Origin of the sequence: Novosphingobium sp. 63-713 (assembly GCF_001898925.1) — a bacterium.
GTDB lineage: Bacteria > Pseudomonadota > Alphaproteobacteria > Sphingomonadales > Sphingomonadaceae > Novosphingobium.
Window position 1 is genome coordinate 138517 of record NZ_MKVS01000048.1, and the last position, 19263, is coordinate 157779.

The following is a 19263-nucleotide window of genomic DNA, read 5'->3' on the forward strand; positions in this document are numbered from 1 at the left end:
CTGTCGCACAGCACCTTTACCCATCCCTTAACCCTCAACTTCGCGTGTGAAAAGCACTTCAAATCCATTGGCCCCATCGCGCCACCAACTGACCGTTTTACCCCCGCAAATCGCCCATATACGGCCATCGTGCGCGGCCATGGCGGCATCGGTCCGGCTGGGCATGGCATCGCCGGTGGGGTGGGAATGGTAATAACCCAGCACCTGCTCTCCCCCCGCCCGTTCGGCGCGAAAAGCGGCGATCAAGGCGGCCGGATCGATCTCGAAATGACGAGCCGGATCGGGCGCGACATTGGCGCAGGGGCGGATTTGCGCCACCTTGCCGCCCTGCCCCAGCAGCAATCCGCAGGCTTCATGCGGATGGGCATTCATCGCCTCTGCACGGATCGCGGCGATTATTCCTCTTGCCAAGTGAATTTCCATGCCCATTTGCAAAAGAATGAGCATGGGGGAAAGCATCGTACAAGGGGCAATTTCAGGCGGCGGTCGGCTGGACCGCGCGCTGGCGGAAAGCTGCCCGGCCGAGGCCGCCCTCTCGCGTGAGCGAATCAAGGCGCTGATCGGCGAGGGCCGGGTAAGTCTGGATGGCCGCAAAGTGTCGCAGGCCTCGATGAAAGTGGCCCCGGGCGCGCATTTCATCATCACCCTGCCCGAGGCCGCGCCGCTTGATGCGGTGGCGCAGGATATTCCGCTCGACGTGGTGTATGAGGATGAACACCTGATCGTGGTGGACAAGCCCGCCGGGCTGGTCGTCCATCCCGCGGCGGGCAACCCCGACGGCACGCTGGTCAATGCGCTGCTGCATCATTGTGCGGGGCAATTGTCAGGCATCGGCGGGGTGGCCCGCCCCGGCATCGTCCATCGCATCGACAAGGACACATCGGGCCTGCTGGTGGTGGCCAAATCGGATGTGGCGCATGAAGGGCTGGCCCGGCAATTTGCCGACCATTCCATCGAACGGGCCTATCTGGCGCTGACTCAAGGCATTCCTCATCCCACACATGGTACGTTGCGCGGGGTCATCGCCCGCCATCCGACCGACCGTAAGCGTATGGCGCTCTTGCCCGAAGGCGCGCGGATGCCGGAGGATGGAGGGCGCGGCAAACATGCCATCACCCATTTCCGCATGCTCGAAGCGCTCGATCGTGCCGCGCTGGTGGAATGCCGACTCGAAACCGGACGCACTCATCAGGTCCGCGTACATATGGCCTCGATCGGCCATGCCCTTCTGGGCGATCCGGTCTACGCCCGATCACAGAAATCGCAAAAACCAATCCTGACAGAGCTTGGCTTTGCGCGTCAGGCGTTGCATGCTGCGGTTCTCGGTTTTTTACACCCGGTCACTGGCGAAACCATCCGTTTTTCCAGCCGATTGCCCGCCGACATGCGGGAACTTTTACACCGGTTGGGCGGTTCTGATGCCGACCAGCCGGTCTCTTCCCTGCTATCCGGTGCCATTGGGCCGGGCGGCAAGGAAGGCTCACCGTGGCCGCCGCCGAGGGATGCCTGTTAAGGGTCCGTCAATGCGCGTGCTGACAAGTTGAAGGACGATGACTGCCATGACCCAAGACAGCAATCTGCCCGCCGTCCCGGCGCTTGCCTCCGGCGAGGACGGGCTGAACCGCTACCTTTCGCAAATCCGCAAGTTTCCCGTGCTGACGGCGGAACAGGAATATATGCTGGCCAAGCGCTATGCCGAGCATCAGGACCCTGATGCCGCGCGCCAACTGGTCACCAGCCACCTGCGCCTCGTGGCCAAGATCGCGATGGGCTATCGCGGCTATGGCCTGCCGATCAGCGAGCTGATTTCCGAAGGCAACATCGGGTTGATGCAGGGCGTCAAGAAATTCGAGCCCGACCGTGGGTTCCGTCTGGCCACCTATGCGATGTGGTGGATCAAGGCCAGCATGCAGGAATTCATCCTGCGCAGTTGGTCGTTGGTCAAGATGGGCACGACGGCGGCGCAAAAGAAGCTGTTCTTCAATCTGCGACGGATGAAGAAGAACATCGACGCCTTTGAAGACACCGACCTGCATCCCGACGATGTAAAGAAGATCGCCACCGACCTTGGCGTGTCCGAAGCCGAGGTGGTCAACATGAACCGCCGGATGATGATGGGCGGCGATGCTTCGCTCAATGTCTCCTTCAACGAGGAAGGCGAAGGCCAGTGGCAGGATATGCTGGCCGATTCGGGGCCGCTGCAGGATGAAACCGTCGCCAATGCCGAAGAGGCCCAGTGGCGCCACGCCCTGCTGGCCGAGGCGATGGACAGTCTGAACGAGCGCGAGCGGGCGATCCTGTTCGAACGGCGGCTGACCGATGATCCCAAGACGTTGGAAGAATTGAGCCAGACCTATAATGTCAGCCGCGAACGCGTGCGCCAGATCGAGGTGCGCGCCTTTGAAAAGCTGCAAAAAGCCATGCAGAGCATCGCGCGCGAACGCATGTTGGTGGCGGCGGCCTGATCCGCCTTTCGGGGCGGTAAAAGGCCGCCCCGCGCCCACCAGGACACACCCGGAAAATCGAGAAAACACAGGCAATGCGGCATGATAGGCTGCCTTGCCCGTGTTTGGGCGGCCCGCACCCTGGCGCGGGGCGGGCCCAATGGTCGACTTTTGACCCTTGCTCCATTTAATATGTTGATTTGATGACGGGCTTTGGAATTTCTTAGGGATATTCCAGATACTATGCGTTCTTACTAGGTAAGGCGTTAGGGAAATCTTGCGCCTGTCATACTCGCAAGGATCAACCCCATGGGCGTCGAGATACCCCCCTCGCATGGCGCAAACCCTTCCGATGCTTATGCCACCTCTGGTCTGCATGGTCTGATCGGGGGCTCCGCAGCCATGCGTGAGGTCTATTCGCAGATCAAATATCTGGCCGCGAGCCGGGCCAATATTTTCATCACCGGCGAGAGCGGCACCGGCAAACAGGCCTGTGCCGAAGCGATCCACCGCGCATCGCCGCGTTCGGCAGCGCCCTTTGTCACGGTGTCCTGCAACGCGATGCCGCCCGAGCTGATCGAGCGGCGGATCTTTGGCGACCCTTCCGAAAGCGCCCCGTCCGGCCCGCCTTGCGCGCTGCGCGCCGCCGATCGCGGCACCTTGTTTCTGGATGAAGTCAGCGTGCTGCCCCTGCCGCTGCAGGGCCGGCTGCTGCGCTTTTTGCAAAGCGGGATGGCCGGGCGCACGCTGGTCGATGTTCGCCTGATCTGTTCGAGCAGCCAACCCATGCTGGCCGAGCTGGCCTCGGGCAAATTCCGCGAGGACCTCTATTACCGTCTGGCGGTGGTGCCGCTCGAACTGCCCCCGTTGCGCGAACGCGGCGGCGATATCGAGGCGCTGGCGCAAAGTTTCCTGCGCCGCTTCGCACGCGAACAGGGCAAGAAATTCGACCCGCTCGGTCCGGAACATCTGGCCGCGCTGGAGGCCTATTCCTGGCCGGGCAATCTTCAGGAATTGCAGAATGTGATCCGCCGCGCGGTGCTGCTGTTCGACGGGCCGGAACTGCCGCTGCGCGCGCTGCCCGCTATTCCGCCCGCTCCGCAGGGTCAGACGCCGCAAACGGCGGAAACCGCTGCGGAGCAGCCCGCCTCGACCGAAGCCAACCACGAGGCGCTGTTCAAGGCGCTGGCCGGGCTGACACTGGATCAGATCGAGAGGCTGGCGATCGAGGGAGCGATCCGGGCCGCGCATGGCAGCCTTCCGGGGGCCGCGCGCATTCTGGGGGTCAGCCCCTCGACGCTTTACCGCAAGCGCGAACGCTGGAACGATGCCCAGCGCAGCGCCTGACACGGGGGCTGTTTACCAGTCCCCGCCATTGCCGTCATCGGAGGAATCCCAGGAACTGTCGTCGGAAATGCCAAAGTCATTGCCGCCCATGTCCTGATTGGAATTGCCTGAATCCCAGCCCGAATTATCTTCGCGCAGCGGACGGCGCTGTTCGTCCTTGTGATCGCCGAACATGCCGTCGATGATCTTTTCACCGGCGGCAAAGCCCGCACCCGCCGCCGCGCCCGTAGCCAGACCGCCAAGGATCGACGAACCCATGCCGCCGCCCTGCTGGGGATAGCCGCCGCCATAGCCGGGACCACCATAGCCGGGGCCGCCAAAGCCCTGATTGCCATAGCCCTGCCCGCCGTAACCGGGGCCGCCAAAGCCCTGATTGCCATAGCCCTGCCCGCCGTAACCGGGGCCGCCCTGCGGAGCATAAGGCGCGTTATAAACCTCGGCCTGACGGCTGCGGCGGCGAAAGAAAGCCAGCACGCCAAATACCAGCGCGCCGATCAGCACAATGCCGACCCACGAAATCCCGCGTGATTGCGCAGGCTGGGGCGCCTCACTGCGCGTGACCGCGCCGTTTCCCACCGACCCGCCGTTAAGCTGCGACTTGAGCGCGGCCACCGATTGCGGCTGGATGCCCGGCAGGCCGGGCGCCAGCTTCTCGGCCTGCGCCAGTTGCGCCCGCGCATCCGCCGTCTTGCCCTGCTTGGCCAGCAGTTCGGCCTGCACATAATGGGCCTTGGCGCTGTTTGGATGAGCCTTGAGCACCTCGTCCATCATGGTCACGGCCTTGTCCACCTGCCCCGCGCGGGCGGTGGCATAGACATCGCGCACGCTGGGTTCGGCGGCCATGACCGGCGCCGACACCATCATCAGGGCCACAGGGGCCAAAAGCCACAGGGCAGACTTCTTCATCTTCCTCACTCCATATGACGCAGGCCACGCCGCAATGTGATCTGGTGCGCCTTATGGCTTTTGCAAGATGAACAGGCCCTGTGCCGCCTCCAGCGCCTGTTGGACCACCGCATCGCGCGAACCATCCGCCGCAAGGACGCACCAATCCGACAGATCGCCGCAATCATAGGCCATCTGGCGCGTGACCACGGCGGCATCGGCATCCGAGGCATCGCCCCGGCGCGCCGCAACGCGCCGCTGCATCGTCGCGCCATCAGCCGTCAGCCACAGGCCCAGAAAGGGCGCATCGGCGGCATGGGCCGCGTCCGCGATGGCGGCGCGCTCATCCGGCGCGGCAAAGACCGCATCGGCCACCACCGGCCATCCCCGCGCCAGCATCGCCCCGGCCCGCTCGACCATCGCGGCATAGACCTGCTCGCTGGCCTCTCTGGTATAGGTTTCGCTCGGCAGGCGATCCTCAGGAGCCACACCCGCCAAACTCTTGCGGATCACATCGGAGCGCAGCCAACGCGCGCCCGGCGCCGCGCCGATGCGATAGGCCAGCGCCCCGGCCAGCGTCGATTTGCCCGTACCCGACAGTCCGCCCACCGCGATCAGCCCCGCAGCACCGGGCCGCAGAAATTCAAGCGCCGCATCGAGATAGGCAAGCGCCTCGCCCGCCTTTTCCTCGCGCGCCGCCCCGCTCAGCCGCGCCGCCGTGGCCGCCCCCACATGCGCCCGGATCGCCGCCCGCACCGACAGGAACAGCGGCAGCGCGGGCCAGCCATCCTCTTCGCCCATCCGGTCGGCATAGCGATTGGCGACAAGATTGGCCGCCTGCGCATAGCCCTTGTGCCACAGGTCCATCAGCAGAAAGGCCAGATCGTAAAGCAGGTCGGTCGTTGCCAGTTCGGCGCTGAATTCGAGGCAGTCGAAGGGCACGGGCCGCCCCTGCCACAGGCAGATATTGGCCAGATGCAGATCGCCATGACCATGGCGCACCTTGCCCTCCCGCGCCCGCGCATCAAGCAGATCAGCCACCTGCGCCAGCGCCTCAAGACTTTGCGCCTGTAAATGGGCCACCTTGTCGGGGGGCAGCAGATCGGGCGCGATAGCGGCAAAGGAGCGGGTGTTGCCGACAATCACCTCGCGCATCCGCGCCGCGCCGTCGGCATCGAACAGGACCTGCGCCTTGCCATGAAAATCGGCCACACCATCGGCCAGAGCGATCAGCAAAGGCTGGCTCAACGCCCCGCGCGCGGCCACTTGCGTCAACAGATCCTGCGCGGGAAAGCGGCACATGACGACCACCCAGTCGATCACCTCGCCCTCATCCCCCCAGCCGGGCGCCCCGTCCGCACCCCGCCGGATCGCGCGCAGCCCGCAATAGAGATCAGGCGCCGTGCGCCGGTTGAGCGCCAGTTCGGCCCGGCACGCCGCCTCGCGCAGGGCCAGCGTGGAGAAATCGAGATAGCCCAGATCGACCGCCCGCTTCAGCTTGTAAACGGTGTCCGGGCCAAGAAAGATCATCGCTCCATGCGTGTCGATCCGCTCGACACCGGGGGCGGAGAGAAAGGCGATGGTCGCGCTCTGGTCCTGCTCGCTGTGATCCATGGCCATGGGATGCGCCTTTATGCCTTGTGCTCAATCTATTGCATAACAGATGATGGCACGTCATGCGCCTCGTCAACAAGGCTGGCTGGATCGCGCGGGCGCGCGATGCTATGGATAGCGCCTTATGGTCCCGCCCAGCGAAGAAAGTCGCGCATGAACGAGATTGGCGCTGTTGAGTCAACCTTGCGAAAGCCCGCGCTCGATGCCTTGCCCGATCATGGGCCCGAGGAGGTGGAAATCAAGCTGGCCGCAGGCGAGGCGATGCTGGAAAGCCTGCGCCTTCACCCCGCCTTGCAGGGCGAGCCCCAATGCGAGAGCCTGCGCACGACCTATTTCGACACGCTGGATGGCGCGCTGGCGGCGGGCAAGGCCAGTCTGCGCGTCAGGCGGCGGGCCAAGGGTTGCGAACAGACGCTGAAGATCGCGCTGGGCCGCAAGAGCCAGATGCAGCGCAGCGAATGGAACCAGCCCCTTCGCGCCGATGCGCAGGGTCCCGATCCGGCCGCCTTTCCGGCCCCCGCCGCCCTGGCGCTGGATCAGATGCGGCGCGGCGCGCGCCTGCTGCCCTATGCCGAACTGGCGGTGGAGCGCGAGACAAGGCTGCTGCGCCGGGGTAAGGCTCTGATCGAAGTGGCCTTTGACACCGGCGAGATCCGCGCAGGCGAGCGCCCCGCCCAACCGATTGCCGAGATCGAGCTGGAATTGTGCGAAGGACGACTGGCGGATCTGTTGCAACTGGCGCTGGAATTGCCGCTGGGGCCGGATCTGGGCTGGTCTATCCGCACCAAGGCGCATCGCGCGCAGGCGCTGGCCAAAGGGCGTATGCCACAGGCCGTGTCCGCCGCGCCGGTTGCCCTGACGCGGGGCATGAGCCTGGCCCGCGCGTTTCAGACGATAGGGTGGAATGTGTTGGCCCATGCCGTGGGCAATCTGGGACTGGTGATCGCGCATGGAGATCCGGGAGCGGTCCATCAATTGCGGGTAGCGATCCGGCGGCTGCGCGCGGCGCTCTCGCTGTTTGGCAAGGACCTGCTGGCGCTCGATCCTCAGGCGCGCGCATTGCGGCAGGAATTGCGCGACGCGGCGACATTGCTGGCCCCGGCGCGCGATCTGCATGTGCTGGCCCAAAGCATCAAACATCCGCCCGAAGCGCTGCTGCGTGCACAGGCCGCCGCAACGCAAAGCGCGCGCGAGGGCCTGAGCCAGCCCCGGTTTCAGCGGCTCTGGCTGCAATTGGCGCTCTGGCTGGAGGATGGGGAATATCTGGCCTCGCCGCTGGCGGGGGCGGCGGTCGAGCCCTTGGCCGCGGCGATGATAGAACGCCAGCGAAGCGCGATCCGGGGCATGCGCAAACGTCTGGCCGGGATGAGCGACCGGGATCTGCATGAACTGCGCAAGGATGTGAAAAAGCTGCGCTATTCGGCAGGCTTCTTTCAGCCGCTCGACAAGAGCCGGACCGCCCGCGCGCACCAGGATGCGCTCGAACAGGTCCAGGGTGCGCTGGGCCGGATACAGGATCAGGCCAGCGCGATGCAGGCGGGTATGGCCATCGCGCGCCTGCTGGATCTGCCGCGAGGCGAGGCGCTGGCGTTGCAAGCGCAGCTCGACGAGGCCATGGCCCTGCCCGCTGTCGAGCGCGCGCAGGCTATCGAGCAGGCTCGCGACGGGCTGGCGCTGGAAAAGGCACATGCGGGCTGGTGGGAAGCGCTGTAACGGTCTAACCGGGCCAGCATATTTATAAGGGTCGCATAGAGGGAGTGTCATGAGCGAGTCCGGCCTGCGCCTGAAAATCGCGATCCGCGTGATGAGCGGGAACGAAATCGCCATGGGGCCGGGCAAGGCCGATCTGCTCGATGCGATTGACGCCACCGGGTCGATTTCGGCCGCCGGACGCGCGATGGACATGAGCTATCGCCGGGCATGGCTGCTGGTGGATGCGATGAACCGGTGCTGGGCCTCTCCTCTGGTCGAAACCATGCCCAATGGCGCGGCGCGTTCGGGCGCGCGGCTCAGCGCGGCGGGGCGCAAGGTGCTGGACGCCTATCGCGCGCTGCAAAAGGGCGCAGCCATGGTCGAAAGCGGCGCCGAATGGCAAACTCTGAAGGCCCAGCTTTTGCCCATCCCGCGCGAACACCAATAGGGATCGCTTGTGTATGGCAAGGTTTGCGGGTTAAACGGAACGCCTGCAAATTCCCTATTGTTTCATTTTCATGACAAGGATAGTGACAATTCGTCAGATCGCCAGCCTGCCCTATCGACGTGTTGGTGATTCGCCCGATTCGCCTGTTGAGGTCCTTATGGTTACCTCGCGGGGAACCGGACGTTGGGTTTTGCCCAAAGGCAATGCGATGAAGGGTCTGGCCGCCCATGCCGCCGCTGCGCAGGAAGCGTATGAGGAAGCAGGGCTGGAAGGCGCGGTTTGTCCCACTCCTCTGGGCGATTACCGCTATCGCAAACAGTTAAAGTCGGGCGCCTCACTCCTGGTGGACGTGAGGGTTTTTCCGTTGGCCGTAACAACCGAACTTGACGAATGGCCCGAAGCAGGGCAGCGGACGCGGCAATGGTTCCCGCTGGCAACGGCGGCGGACCTTGTTGATGAGCCAGAACTGCGCGCACTGATGGTCCGGTTTCGGCCATCCGACTTTGCCGATTCGTCCGGCAAGCCAATCGTGGGCCGCAATCTGGCACTGATGAGGGAAACTGTTCGAATGTTTCACTGGTTTCAGGCGCTGCTCCCCAAGCAGGGCAATTTCTTCGCGCTGTTTGAAGCCCATGTTGCCACAGTAGCCGCAGGCAGCGATGCTTTGGCCCGCCTGCTTCAGGGCGGATCGGGCATGGATCAGCATGTCCGCGAGATTGTCGAGCGCGAGGAAGAGGCCGACAATATCACGCGCGAAGTGCTCACCACCGTGCGCAAGACGTTCCTGACCCCGTTCGACCGCAGCGCGATCACCAGCCTGATCGGTTCGCTCGACGATTCGATTGACCAGATGCAGAAGACCGCCGGCGCGGTCAGCCTGTATGAAGTGACCGAATTCGAGCAGGAAATGCGCGACATGGCCGCGATCATTGTCGATTGTTCACGCCTGCTGGCCGAAGCCATGCCGCTGCTGCGCGATATTCACGGCAATGCCGCCCGCCTGCACGAGCTGACCGGCCGCATCGTCGAGATGGAAGGCCATTCGGACGAAATCCATGCCAAGGGCTTGAAAAAGACCTTCAAGCTGTATGGCAAGGCCGATCCGCTGACCTTCTTCATCCAGCGCGAAATCTACATGCACCTCGAAAAGGTGGTGGACCGTTTCGAGGACGTCGCCAACGAGATCGACGGTCTCGTGATCGACCACGCCTAAGGGGGCGCGCAGATCATGGACCATGTTATCGTGGCCCTGCCTTTGGTCATCGCCCTTGTGGCGCTGGCGCTGGCATTCGACTTCATCAACGGCCTGCATGACGCGGCCAATACCATCGCGACGGTGGTTTCGACCAAGCTGTTGACGCCGGTGCAGGCGGTGCTTTTCGCCGCCTTCTTCAACTTTGCCGCCTATTGGATGTTCGGCCTGAAAGTGGCCGAAACGGTGGGCAAGGGCATCATCGACAAGGATGTCGTGACGCCCCATGTCATCTTCGGCGCTCTGGTCGGCGCGATGGCGTGGAATGTGTTCACCTGGGTCAAGGGGATCCCCTCCTCGTCCAGCCATGCGCTGGTGGGCGGGCTGGTCGGTTCGGGCGTGATGCATGCGGGCACCAATGCCGTCGTGTGGTCGGGCATCATCAAGACCACCTCCTTCATCGCTCTGGCGCCGCTGCTGGGCATGATGGCGGCGATGATGCTGATGATGATCACCTCGTGGATCTTCATGAAGGCCACTGCCAAGAGTGCGGAAGGCGTGTTCAAGAAGCTGCACATCCTGTCCTCGGCGGCCTATTCGATCGGGCACGGCGCCAATGACGCGCAAAAGACGATGGGCATCATCACGGTGCTCCTCTATTCGCAGGGCCTGCTCAAGGGCGACTTTGCGGTGCCGGGCTGGGTCGTTATCGGCTGCTATGTCGCCATGGGTCTGGGCACGCTGTCGGGCGGGTGGAAGATCATCGAAACGATGGGCAGCCGCATCACCAAGCTGTCGCATCATCAGGGCTTCTGCGCCTCGATGGGCGGATCGCTGCTGCTGTTCGGCGCCACCGCTTTCGGTATCCCGGTTTCGACGACGCACACGATCACCGGCTGCATCATGGGCGTGGGCGCGGCCAAGCGCACCAGCGCGGTACGCTGGGGCGTGGCGCAGCGTCTGGTTGTGGCATGGCTGGTGACTATTCCGGCCGCTGCGATTGTCGGTGCGGCTTTCTATGAAATCGCGGTGCTGATCGATCGGGCGCTCTGATCGGAAAGTTAAAGGGTTGATGCGAGGGTCTAGCCCCTCGCGCTCCCTTTACTTCAGGTTCGGCCTTTGGTGTCGGACGCACCGCTCGAAATTATAAAGCCTGCGACGCCAATCAAGAGCGTCGCAGGCTTTATTATATTCCGAATAAACCAGCCCTATGAACCAAGGCATCACCCCATTACCGGGATTGCAAAGGGACAAGTCCCTTTGCCCGCCGGAGGCAAAACTTACCCCTTCTTCTCACCGGGATAATTCAACCGCAACGAAACCGGCGCATGACACTGCCGGATCGCCTCGCCCACATGCCGCGCCCGCTCCGCCGTCAGCGAGCCGGAGATCAAAGGATGCGCCCTTTCGCGAGTTACTTCCTCGGCGGTAAAGGGACGGGTGCCCACCGGGGCGCTGTCCCCGCCCACCACGAACACCATATAGTTGAGCATATCAGCCAGCTCGGCATTATCGCTGATCCGACTGTGCGCGATATTGGGCAGGCGCAGCAGATAGGCCCGCGAGGCGGGCGTACACATCAGCCAGCCCACCCTGCCCCGCAATTCGGGCAGGGCCGCAGGCGCCGAACGCCCGTCCGGCCCATGACATCCGCCGCAATGCTCGATAAAGTCGGACCGAGCCAGTTCGGGATCGTTCATGCCTTTCAGAGAATCAGGCTGTGCCGACACCGACGCCGCCAGCCAAGGCAGCGCCAACAACGCCCCCGCCCCGATCCACCGCGCCGGTTTCATCCTCAGACCGGCCCCACCATCACCGCGGTCGAGCAGTGATACTCCATGCTCTGCGTACCGAAACACCAGATGATGTTATTGTTGAGCTGAGGCACGTAAAGCGGCGTCTCGCGGTCCTGATTGTCGCACATGCACTGGGTGCACATCGGCTTGCCGCAGCAATCGCGATAGGCGATCATATAGGCCTTGCCGTCCTCGGGGTTCATACAGGTGCCCACCCATGACACCGGCGAGGATTCCGCACCCGGCGGACAGGTGTGGATGCCCCCGCCGCAGCATGAGCACAGCGCCCCGTCGATCGCGCAATAGCGCCAGTAATCGCATTTCGTGTCATCGACCGTCTGCGCCTTGCGGGCAAAGGCGGTCTTGGCCTCGGGGCTGCGGTCGGGCTTGGCGGCCCCGGCGCGGCTGACCGGCAGCAGCGGGAACACAGGCGCGGCCACCAGCGCCCCGCCCAGCCGCGCCAGCATCCCCCGGCGCGATGTGCCCCCAGCAAAGCGGCGCAGCAGCTTTTCGGCGGCGACATCGGGATTGAACAGTTTCATCGGCAAACCCCCGTAGAAAAATGAAATAGCCCTCAGCCGACGACCTTGAGCGAGGCGATATAGTCCTGCACGCTCTTCACGCCCATTTCCTGGGCGATAATCAGGCTTTCGAGATGCTCGCGGCTGTTGACCAGCCCCTTGGAAAGCACGACCCCATCGGCATCCATCAGCACCGCATACGGCAGCTTGCCCACGGCAAAGGCCTGACCCACATCCGGCCCATTGACGAAAGTGTAGCCTTCCAGTCCCTGCTGCGCGATCAGCTTGCGCTGGGTCGCCGCATCATCGTCGCCGATGAAGGTCAGGTCGAGCCGCTCATCCCGCGCAAAGCTCTTGGCTACCGGGATCAGCCCCTTGCACAAAGGGCACATGGCCGACACGAACATCAGCAGGCGCAGCGGCTTATCCTTGGCCGGGCCGCCGATATGGACATGGCGACCGTTCAGATCATTGGCCTCGATCACCGGGCTGCCCGAACCCACCGCAGGCCCGCCCGCCGTGGTCAGCGCGCCCGCCGGCGCCACCCGCATATGCAAAACGCCCACCTGCCGCGCCAGCGCCAGCAGCGCCACCACCAGCCCGGCAATGACCAGCCACGAAACAACCTGTGAAATGACCAGCGAAAGGATCATGCCTCTATCTCCGAGTGGGAAGCCGAATGGGATGCAGACTGGCCGAAAGCGGGCTGGATTGCAGCGCCGCCAAGGCATTGAACAGATGATAACCCAGCCACACCGCCAGCCCCGCCACCATCGCGGCGATCAGCGCCATGCCATCGGGCAAAACCGGGCCCATCGCGGCCAAAGCCAGCAAGGGCAGCGCCAGCACCACATTGCGCGCCACCAGCGCCCAGCTAAGCGGTTGGCGCAAGGTGTCATGACCGCAGCCGCAATCGATAAAGCCGCGCCCGCGCCGCAGATTGACCGCCATCGCCCAGCCGAAGAGCAACAACAGCCCGCCCCCCGCCAGCGCGCCCCCGCGCCCAACCCCAGCCGCCAATGGCGCCAGCACCAGAGCCAGCCCAACCGCCATTTCGCTCCACGGCAACAGCCCCGCCACCGGAGCGATCAGGCCATCGGGCAACAGGCGATAATTGCCGACAACCCCGACCAGCAAACGCCGATGCCGCCAATGGCTCAGCCCGGCAAAGGCAAAGATCAACCCCGCCCCGACGCCAAAGCCCAGCAGCAAAGTGGCCAGCAGCGCCGCCATCACGGGGCCTCGACCGTGGCGATAACCCCGCCGCCGATCGCGCCGATTTTCGGCCCCAGCGTCCATGTCGCCAGATCGAGAATATAGCCGTCATTCTTGCCGGTATTGACGAAGAGCTTGGGTTTGTCCCCCTGCGTCACCTCGATATTGTCGACGTGATCTTCCAGCGGGAAGCGCTTGACCACCTTCTTGGCCGACAGGTCCACGTCCCAGATCTCCTCGCCCGGATCTTTCTGGGTCCAGAATTCGCCGATGTGCATCAGCACATAGAGGTGGTTGCTGGCATGATGCCATGCGGTCAATTGCCGCCCACCGGGCAGCCAGTTGACGTCGATCGGTTTGGTCTCGCCGGGGCGCAGGCCAGCGGCGGCCTGAATGGAAAAGGGCGCGGCGATTTCCGGTTTCAACCCGATTTTCGCCGTATAGATCAGCCCGGTATAGCTGAGGAACACCGCCTCCTTGCGCTTGACCGAATAATTGTAGGCGTCAAACACCGGGTCATTGGTGGCCGAAAAGAAAGGCGCACTGCGGGTAATCTCCGCCTTGCCGCCCGACAGATTGAGCGAGGCCAACGAACCATCCGAACAGACCGACACCAGCCCTTCGGCAATCGGCATCAGCCCGGCGCAGCCCGGCAATTCGACATTGCGGGCAAATTTGCGCTTGGCCAGATCGACGATATTGACCGAGGCGGCAGGCGTCAGATTGAAGATATAGGCGCTCTTGCCATCGGGCGAGATCGCGAAATTATTGACCTGCGCGCCGATAATCAGGCGGCCCGGAAAAGGCACTTCGGTCTGCAGTTTCAAACTGTTGGCGTCATAGATCGAAAGCAGATCCTGCCGCGTCCCCCGGTTGCCCTTGCTCCAGATCGTTTCGGACACGTAATAGAACTTGCCCGCCGGATCGACCGCCATATCCGATGTGCGGCTGGTATCGATCATACCCACCATCTTGCCGGTGGCGCTGTCCACGATCTGGGTGCCCGCCGTGTCAAACCCGCCGCGCACATAGAACCAGCCCGGATTGGGCGAGGCCAGCGTAGCGACATTGGGGGTTTCCGGCTCGGTGGGCACGGCGGCCTGCGCGCCAGAGGCCAGCACGGTCCCAATCAGCACAGCAGCGGCGCGAAGGGTGAAAGCTTGCGAAGTGTGGCGAGACATCTGGCCGGAACCCTCCTTGAAAGCGGCATAATGGCGGCAAAAACAGGCCAAGGCGATGGTCCATCCCCCTGCGGAACCGATCATGCGTTCAGACAGGGCAAGGCTGGACGAGTGTCCAGAATTAATCAAGCCCCTTCTGATGGCCCGACCTTGCGAAAACCGGGCGCGACATTGGCCAATGCGCACAATGGCGTAAACCCCGCCAGCCTATCACAGCCGCCCCCACCCCGGCCAGCACCGCCAGCCCCGCGCCCAGCAGCAATCCGCCATTGGGCATCACCCAAACCAACCCCGAACCCAGCGCCGGGCCCGCGCTCATCCCCAGATTGTGCGTGGCGGCGACGAAGACACGAAAGCGCGGATCGAGACCCAGAGCGCTGGCCAGACCCGAGCAGCGGATGATGATCGCGGTCGATCCGATATTGAGCAGGACCATCGCCAGCACGAAGCCCGTCCCCGCGCCCGGCCGCGTCAACACCAGCGGCGCCAGCAGGGCCGCGCCCACCAGGCAGGCCGTGACCGGCAGCGGCACGCGCAGCCGCTCGCGCATCACCGCAATCGCCGTAGCCGCCCCGGCCAGCGAACCGATCGCCACCGCGCGCCCGATCAGCCCTTCGCTGTGCCCCGCCTGCACCGCCAGCGCGCCGCACAGGCTCCACACCATCATCGTGGCGCAGATGAACCAGAAATTGGCCAGCGCCAACGCCCAGCCCGCGCGCGGTGTGGCGCTCTGCCCCAAAGGCGCGAGGCGCGCGGCGCCCCCTTCCCGCGCGCATGCCAGCGCCATCGCCGCCGCCAGCGGCACCAGCGCCAGCAGCCCCAGCGCCCGCCCCGCCCCGATCCTCGCGGCCAGATCGGGCAGCGCCAGAGAGACCAAAGTGGCCAGCATCAATTGCACCAGCAGAACAATGGCATAGGCGCCAGTGGGCCGCGCCGCGGCAAAGCCCCCCATCGCGCGGGCATAGATCGCCCCCATTCCCAGCCCATAGATCCCGCGCAGCGCCAGCAATCCGGCCAGCCCCTGCGCCAGCGGCGTCAGCAGACCCGCCGCCATCGCGCCCAGCGCCAGCGCCAGCACAGCACGCATCGGCATCCTTGGCCCCAGCCACCACACCATCATTGCCGCCAGCGCCGAAGCGCTTTGGGTCATGCCCACCACCCAGCCATGATCGGCGGCGGGCAAAGGCGTGGCCCGCGAGAGCAGCGTGAGAAACACCGGGTCAATCGCCGGTTGCAGGCACCCCAGCACCGCCGCCGCCGGCAAGGCGCAACCGCGCGCACGCCCCCAGCCCAGCCCCGATGCCCAGCCATCCTGCTCTGCAAGCAAAATCCGACGCATAAACAGCCCCCTTTGCCCGCCGCGACCATCGCGGCAGACCGGTGTCCTGCGTCAGAAGGCGCCGACGGCTCAGGCCGTCTGGCTTGTCATTCCGGCAATCTCTCGCGAAGTGATCGTTTTGGCAAGTGTAACCAGCCCATGCACGGCAATTGACGTATAGGCGGGCATCCGGTCGGCCCATGGCTTTTCAAAGCCAAGGAAGGGCGTCGATCCCTCCATGCTGGCGCTGATATAGAGCGAGACGATGGCCACTTCCTCGCTGGTCAGCGCGGGGTTGAGCGCGGCGACATATTCACCGATGAAATCATGCACCCGCTGATAGAAGCCCCGCACGCGATCGGCGATGAAATCATTGTGATTGGCCAGCGCCCACAGTTCGGTGAACAGCCGCGTGGTCCGCTTGCCCGCAATATCCTCGAGACAAATCACGATCAGCAGCCGCAGCCGCTCCTCCGTGGTCAGGTCGGGCTGGCGCACGCGGTCCTCCAGCACCTTTTCATAGGAGGCCAGCAATTCATCGAGCAGCACCTGAACCAGCATTTCCTTGCGCGGAAAATGATAGGAGACATTGCCCACCTTCATCCCGCAGGCCGCCGCAATCCGCCGGATGGTGAAGGCCGCCGCACCCTCGTCGATCAGCACGCCGAGCGCCGCTTTCAAAATCGCGTCCACCGTCTCTGTCCCGCGCGAATAGGTGCCGGGGCGCGCGGTGGTGACGAGGTCTTCCGATAGGTCCATGGGGCTTCTTCTCCTCGCGGCGCCATGCCACCGGCTTGCGCTTATGGCAACTGTCCCCGGCACGCGGCTTGACGGAATCTTGAAGCGCGTCCAGTATCGGCCGGTCTGCCCCTATGTTCCCATCAGGAGCCCGCAAACGTGAGCCAAGGAAAATTCGCCCTTACGATCAACCGCAAGCCGGTCAGCGTGACGACCGATGCGGACAAGCCGCTGCTCTGGGTGCTGCGCGAGGAATTGAAGATGCCGGGCACCAAGTTCGGCTGTGGGCAAGGGCTTTGCGGGGCCTGCACGGTACTGCTCGATGGACAGGCGGTGCGCTCTTGCCAGACGCCGGTGTCGGCGGCGGCGGGGCATAAGATCACCACGATCGAAGGCGCGACCGCCCTGCCGCAGGGGGCCAAACTGGTGGACATGTGGCGCGAGATCGACGTGCCGCAATGCGGATATTGTCAGGGCGGACAGATTCTTTCAGCCACGGCCCTGTTGATGGCCAATCCCAAGCCGAGCGATGAGGAAATCGACGCGGGCATGAACGGCAACCTGTGCCGATGCGCCACCTATCTGCGCATCCGCCGCGCGATCAGGAAAGCGGCCGGATTGGCCGATGTGACGGGAGATGCGGCATGAGCGCTGTTATCGATCGCCGCGGCTTCATGGCCGCTTCTCTGGCGGGCGCAGGCGCCTTGGCGTTTGAGGCGCGGATTGCCTTGGCGGATACGCCCGGCGCGGTGCCGCTCAACGCCTTCATCCGCATCGGGGCGGATAATAAGGTGACCATCGGATCGAAGAACCCCGAGATCGGTCAGGGCATCCGCACCATGCTGCCCATGCTGATCGCAGAAGAGCTGGATCTGAGCTGGGATCAGGTGGTGATCGAGCCCACGCTGGCCAATGACAAGATCTATGGCGTGCAAAGTGCGGGCGGGTCGAATTCGACGCCCAACAACTGGCTGCCCATGCGGCAGGTGGGCGCGGCGGCGCGGGCGATGATCCTGAGCGCGGCGGCAAAAGAATGGGGCGTGGACGCCGCCAGTCTGACCACGGCGGCGGGCAAGGTTTCCCATGCGGCCTCGGGCAGGACCGCGCCCTATGCCGCCTTTGCGCGGGGCGCGGCGGGCGAAACGGCCCCCGATCTGGCCAAGGTGGCGCTCAAAGATCCCTCGCGCTTTTCCATCATCGGTCAGTCCAAGATCGGCGTCGACACTGTGGCGATCACGCAGGGCAAGCCGCTTTTCGGCATTGATGTGGACATGCCCGGCCTGATTCATGGCGCGATCATCAAGGCCCCGGCCCATGGCGCCACCATCGCGACCCATGACGCAGGCGCGGCGCTGAAGCGCAAGGGCGTAATCGCGGTGGTGCCGGTGAACAGCAATTCGGTCGCGCCGGGCAAATTCGATACGCTGGTCGTGGTGGCCGACAGTTGGTGGACGGCCAAAAATGCGCGCGAGGCCGTCAAGGTAACGTGGGACGATGCCGCGCAGCAGGGCTTTTCCACCGAGGCTTATGACAAGGGCGCAGCCGCCGCCTTTGCCGCCGGGCCGCAGATTGCCCATGCCAAGAATGGTGATGTGGCCAAGGCTCTGGCGGGCGCGGCCAAGACCATTACGGCGGATTACTCCTACCCCTTCCTGGCCCATGGCACGCTGGAGCCGCAGAATTGCACGGGCCGCTGGGCCGATGGCAAGCTGGAGATCTGGGCGCCCAGTCAGGCCCCGAACAATGGCCGCAACGACACCGCCGCCATGCTGGGCATCAAGGGCGAGGACATCACCATCCACCAGACCCGCATCGGCGGCGGCTTTGGGCGGCGGCTCATCAATGATTACATGGTGATGGTGGCGCAGGTGGCCAAGGCTCTGCCGGGCAAACCGGTCAAGATCCTGTTCGATCGCACTGATGATCTGCGCCACGATTATTACCGCCCCGCAGGCTGGCACCGCTTCACGGCGGGGCTGGACGCCAAGGGCGATCTGGTGGCCTTCCGCGATCATTTCGTCAGCTTTGGCAAGGATGGTAAACCGATCCGCGCTGCGGAAATGAGCCCGTTTGAATTCCCGGTCAATGTGATGGCCGATTCCGAAATCGGCATCACCTATCTGCCCACCAATCTGGCGACAGGCTGGCTACGCGCGCCAACATCCAATGCGGTGTCCTTTGTCTATCAAAGCTTTATGGACGAGATTGCGCAGGCTGCCGGGATCGACCTGCCCGAACTGATGCGCCGCACGCTGGGGGCCCCGCGCGATCTGGCGGTGGTGCCGGGGCGGCCGGTGCTTCATTCGGGCCGCGCGCGCGCGGTGATCGAAGGCGTGTGCAAGATGGCGAATTGGCAGGGCGGCAAGCTGCCCCCCGGCCCCAAGGGTGAGAAGCGCGGGCGCGGCTTCGGCTTCTATTTCAGCCATCGCGGCTATTTTGCCGAGGTGGTCGATATCACCATCACCGAGGGCAATAATGTGCGGGTGGACAAGGTCTGGGCCTGCGGCGACATCGGCAGCCAGATCATCAACCCGATCAATGCGCGCCATCAGGTGCAGGGCGCGGTCAACGAGGGGCTCGGCCAAGGCATGGTCGAGCAGAAGATCGAGCAGGTGAAGGGTGTGGTGCAAGCCGAAAGCTTTGGCGACTTCCCCCTGATCCGCATCGAACAGGTGCCGCGCGAAATCGCAGTGCAATTCCTGAAAACCGATTATCCGCCCACCGGGCTTGGCGAACCCTCGCTGCCCCCGGTGATCCCGGCACTGGCCAATGCGATCTTTGCCGCAACCGGACAAAGGCTGCGCCAATTGCCGCTGAAACTGGCCTAAAAAACACCCGAAATGCGCGATAAAACCCGCTCCTTGCACGGCAG

General features: G+C 64.1%; 19 protein-coding genes. 9 read left to right on the forward strand and 10 right to left on the reverse strand.

Translation table 11 applies throughout. The features are described from left to right. Positions 1 to 27 precede the first annotated feature (27 nt). On the reverse strand, positions 28 to 423 hold the full coding sequence (locus tag BGP00_RS23020) for a M67 family metallopeptidase (RefSeq protein WP_168602218.1): 396 nt from the start codon (positions 421 to 423) through the stop codon (positions 28 to 30). A 16-nt stretch (positions 424 to 439) separates the two neighbouring features. Between BGP00_RS23020 and BGP00_RS23025 the strand changes: the two genes are divergently transcribed. The 3 genes from BGP00_RS23025 to BGP00_RS23035 all read left to right on the forward strand — a co-directional run bounded on the left by BGP00_RS23025 (position 440) and on the right by BGP00_RS23035 (position 3791). Next, positions 440 to 1513, forward strand: a complete 1074-nt coding sequence (locus BGP00_RS23025; RefSeq protein ID WP_292691828.1) for an RluA family pseudouridine synthase — start codon at positions 440 to 442, stop codon at positions 1511 to 1513. A 46-nt stretch (positions 1514 to 1559) separates the two neighbouring features. Further along, positions 1560 to 2465: an RNA polymerase sigma factor RpoH gene (gene rpoH / locus BGP00_RS23030; RefSeq protein WP_168602217.1), complete on the forward strand. Its 906-nt coding sequence runs from the start codon at positions 1560 to 1562 to the stop codon at positions 2463 to 2465. A 288-nt stretch (positions 2466 to 2753) separates the two neighbouring features. Next, on the forward strand, positions 2754 to 3791 hold the full coding sequence (locus BGP00_RS23035; RefSeq protein ID WP_292691829.1) for a sigma-54 dependent transcriptional regulator: 1038 nt from the start codon (positions 2754 to 2756) through the stop codon (positions 3789 to 3791). A gap of 12 nt (positions 3792 to 3803) precedes the next feature. Here the strand turns inward: BGP00_RS23035 and BGP00_RS23040 are convergent, their stop codons facing one another. Together BGP00_RS23040 and BGP00_RS23045 are read right to left on the reverse strand one after the other, a co-directional pair. Continuing rightward, positions 3804 to 4697, reverse strand: coding sequence for a tetratricopeptide repeat protein (locus BGP00_RS23040; RefSeq protein WP_292691832.1), 894 nt, complete (start codon positions 4695 to 4697; stop codon positions 3804 to 3806). Positions 4698 to 4748: 51 nt separating this feature from the next. Continuing rightward, on the reverse strand, positions 4749 to 6296 hold the full coding sequence (locus tag BGP00_RS23045; protein ID WP_292691834.1) for a bifunctional aminoglycoside phosphotransferase/ATP-binding protein: 1548 nt from the start codon (positions 6294 to 6296) through the stop codon (positions 4749 to 4751). Between the two features lie 147 nt (positions 6297 to 6443). Here BGP00_RS23045 and BGP00_RS23050 point away from each other — a divergent pair, with 147 nt between their 5' ends. The 4 genes from BGP00_RS23050 (at position 6444) to BGP00_RS23065 (ending at position 10675) form a co-directional block, all read left to right on the forward strand. Then, a complete protein-coding gene (locus BGP00_RS23050; RefSeq protein ID WP_292691836.1) occupies positions 6444 to 8003 on the forward strand; it encodes a CHAD domain-containing protein in 1560 nt (519 codons plus the stop codon). Positions 8004 to 8052: 49 nt separating this feature from the next. Beyond that, complete coding sequence (locus BGP00_RS23055; protein ID WP_168602212.1) at positions 8053 to 8430, forward strand: LysR family transcriptional regulator; 378 nt, start codon at positions 8053 to 8055, stop codon at positions 8428 to 8430. Between the two features lie 70 nt (positions 8431 to 8500). After that, positions 8501 to 9643 (forward strand): DUF47 family protein, encoded by a 1143-nt coding sequence (locus tag BGP00_RS23060; RefSeq protein WP_292691838.1) that lies wholly within the window; start codon positions 8501 to 8503, stop codon positions 9641 to 9643. Between the two features lie 15 nt (positions 9644 to 9658). Continuing rightward, complete coding sequence (locus BGP00_RS23065; RefSeq protein ID WP_292925897.1) at positions 9659 to 10675, forward strand: inorganic phosphate transporter; 1017 nt, start codon at positions 9659 to 9661, stop codon at positions 10673 to 10675. 227 nt (positions 10676 to 10902) lie between these two features. Here the strand turns inward: BGP00_RS23065 and BGP00_RS23070 are convergent, their stop codons facing one another. The 7 genes from BGP00_RS23070 to BGP00_RS23100 form a co-directional block, all read right to left on the reverse strand. Beyond that, positions 10903 to 11415, reverse strand: coding sequence for a cytochrome C (locus BGP00_RS23070; protein WP_292691842.1), 513 nt, complete (start codon positions 11413 to 11415; stop codon positions 10903 to 10905). Positions 11416 to 11417: 2 nt separating this feature from the next. Next, positions 11418 to 11960 carry a methylamine dehydrogenase light chain gene (locus tag BGP00_RS23075; protein WP_292691844.1) on the reverse strand — a complete coding sequence of 181 codons (543 nt, stop codon included), beginning with the start codon at positions 11958 to 11960 and terminating at the stop codon, positions 11418 to 11420. Between the two features lie 32 nt (positions 11961 to 11992). Continuing rightward, the gene (locus BGP00_RS23080; RefSeq protein ID WP_292691846.1) at positions 11993 to 12592 is read right to left on the reverse strand and encodes a methylamine utilization protein MauD; all 600 of its coding nucleotides are present in this window, start codon (positions 12590 to 12592) and stop codon (positions 11993 to 11995) included. A gap of 4 nt (positions 12593 to 12596) precedes the next feature. Continuing rightward, positions 12597 to 13172 carry a MauE/DoxX family redox-associated membrane protein gene (locus BGP00_RS23085; protein WP_292691848.1) on the reverse strand — a complete coding sequence of 192 codons (576 nt, stop codon included), beginning with the start codon at positions 13170 to 13172 and terminating at the stop codon, positions 12597 to 12599. Beyond that, entirely contained in the window at positions 13172 to 14419 is a 1248-nt protein-coding gene (locus BGP00_RS23090; protein ID WP_292923496.1) for an amine dehydrogenase large subunit, read from the reverse strand. Before BGP00_RS23090 ends, BGP00_RS23085 begins: the two co-directional genes overlap by 1 nt. Positions 14420 to 14456: 37 nt before the next feature. Next, positions 14457 to 15674: an MFS transporter gene (locus BGP00_RS23095; RefSeq protein ID WP_292691851.1), complete on the reverse strand. Its 1218-nt coding sequence runs from the start codon at positions 15672 to 15674 to the stop codon at positions 14457 to 14459. 69 nt (positions 15675 to 15743) lie between these two features. Further along, positions 15744 to 16412, reverse strand: a complete 669-nt coding sequence (locus tag BGP00_RS23100; protein ID WP_168602205.1) for a TetR family transcriptional regulator — start codon at positions 16410 to 16412, stop codon at positions 15744 to 15746. Between the two features lie 138 nt (positions 16413 to 16550). Between BGP00_RS23100 and BGP00_RS23105 the strand changes: the two genes are divergently transcribed. After that, positions 16551 to 17039, forward strand: a complete 489-nt coding sequence (locus BGP00_RS23105; RefSeq protein WP_292691854.1) for a (2Fe-2S)-binding protein — start codon at positions 16551 to 16553, stop codon at positions 17037 to 17039. Next, positions 17036 to 19219, forward strand: a complete 2184-nt coding sequence (locus BGP00_RS23110; protein WP_292691856.1) for a molybdopterin cofactor-binding domain-containing protein — start codon at positions 17036 to 17038, stop codon at positions 19217 to 19219. Before BGP00_RS23105 ends, BGP00_RS23110 begins: the two co-directional genes overlap by 4 nt. The last annotated feature ends 44 nt before the right edge of the window (positions 19220 to 19263 follow it).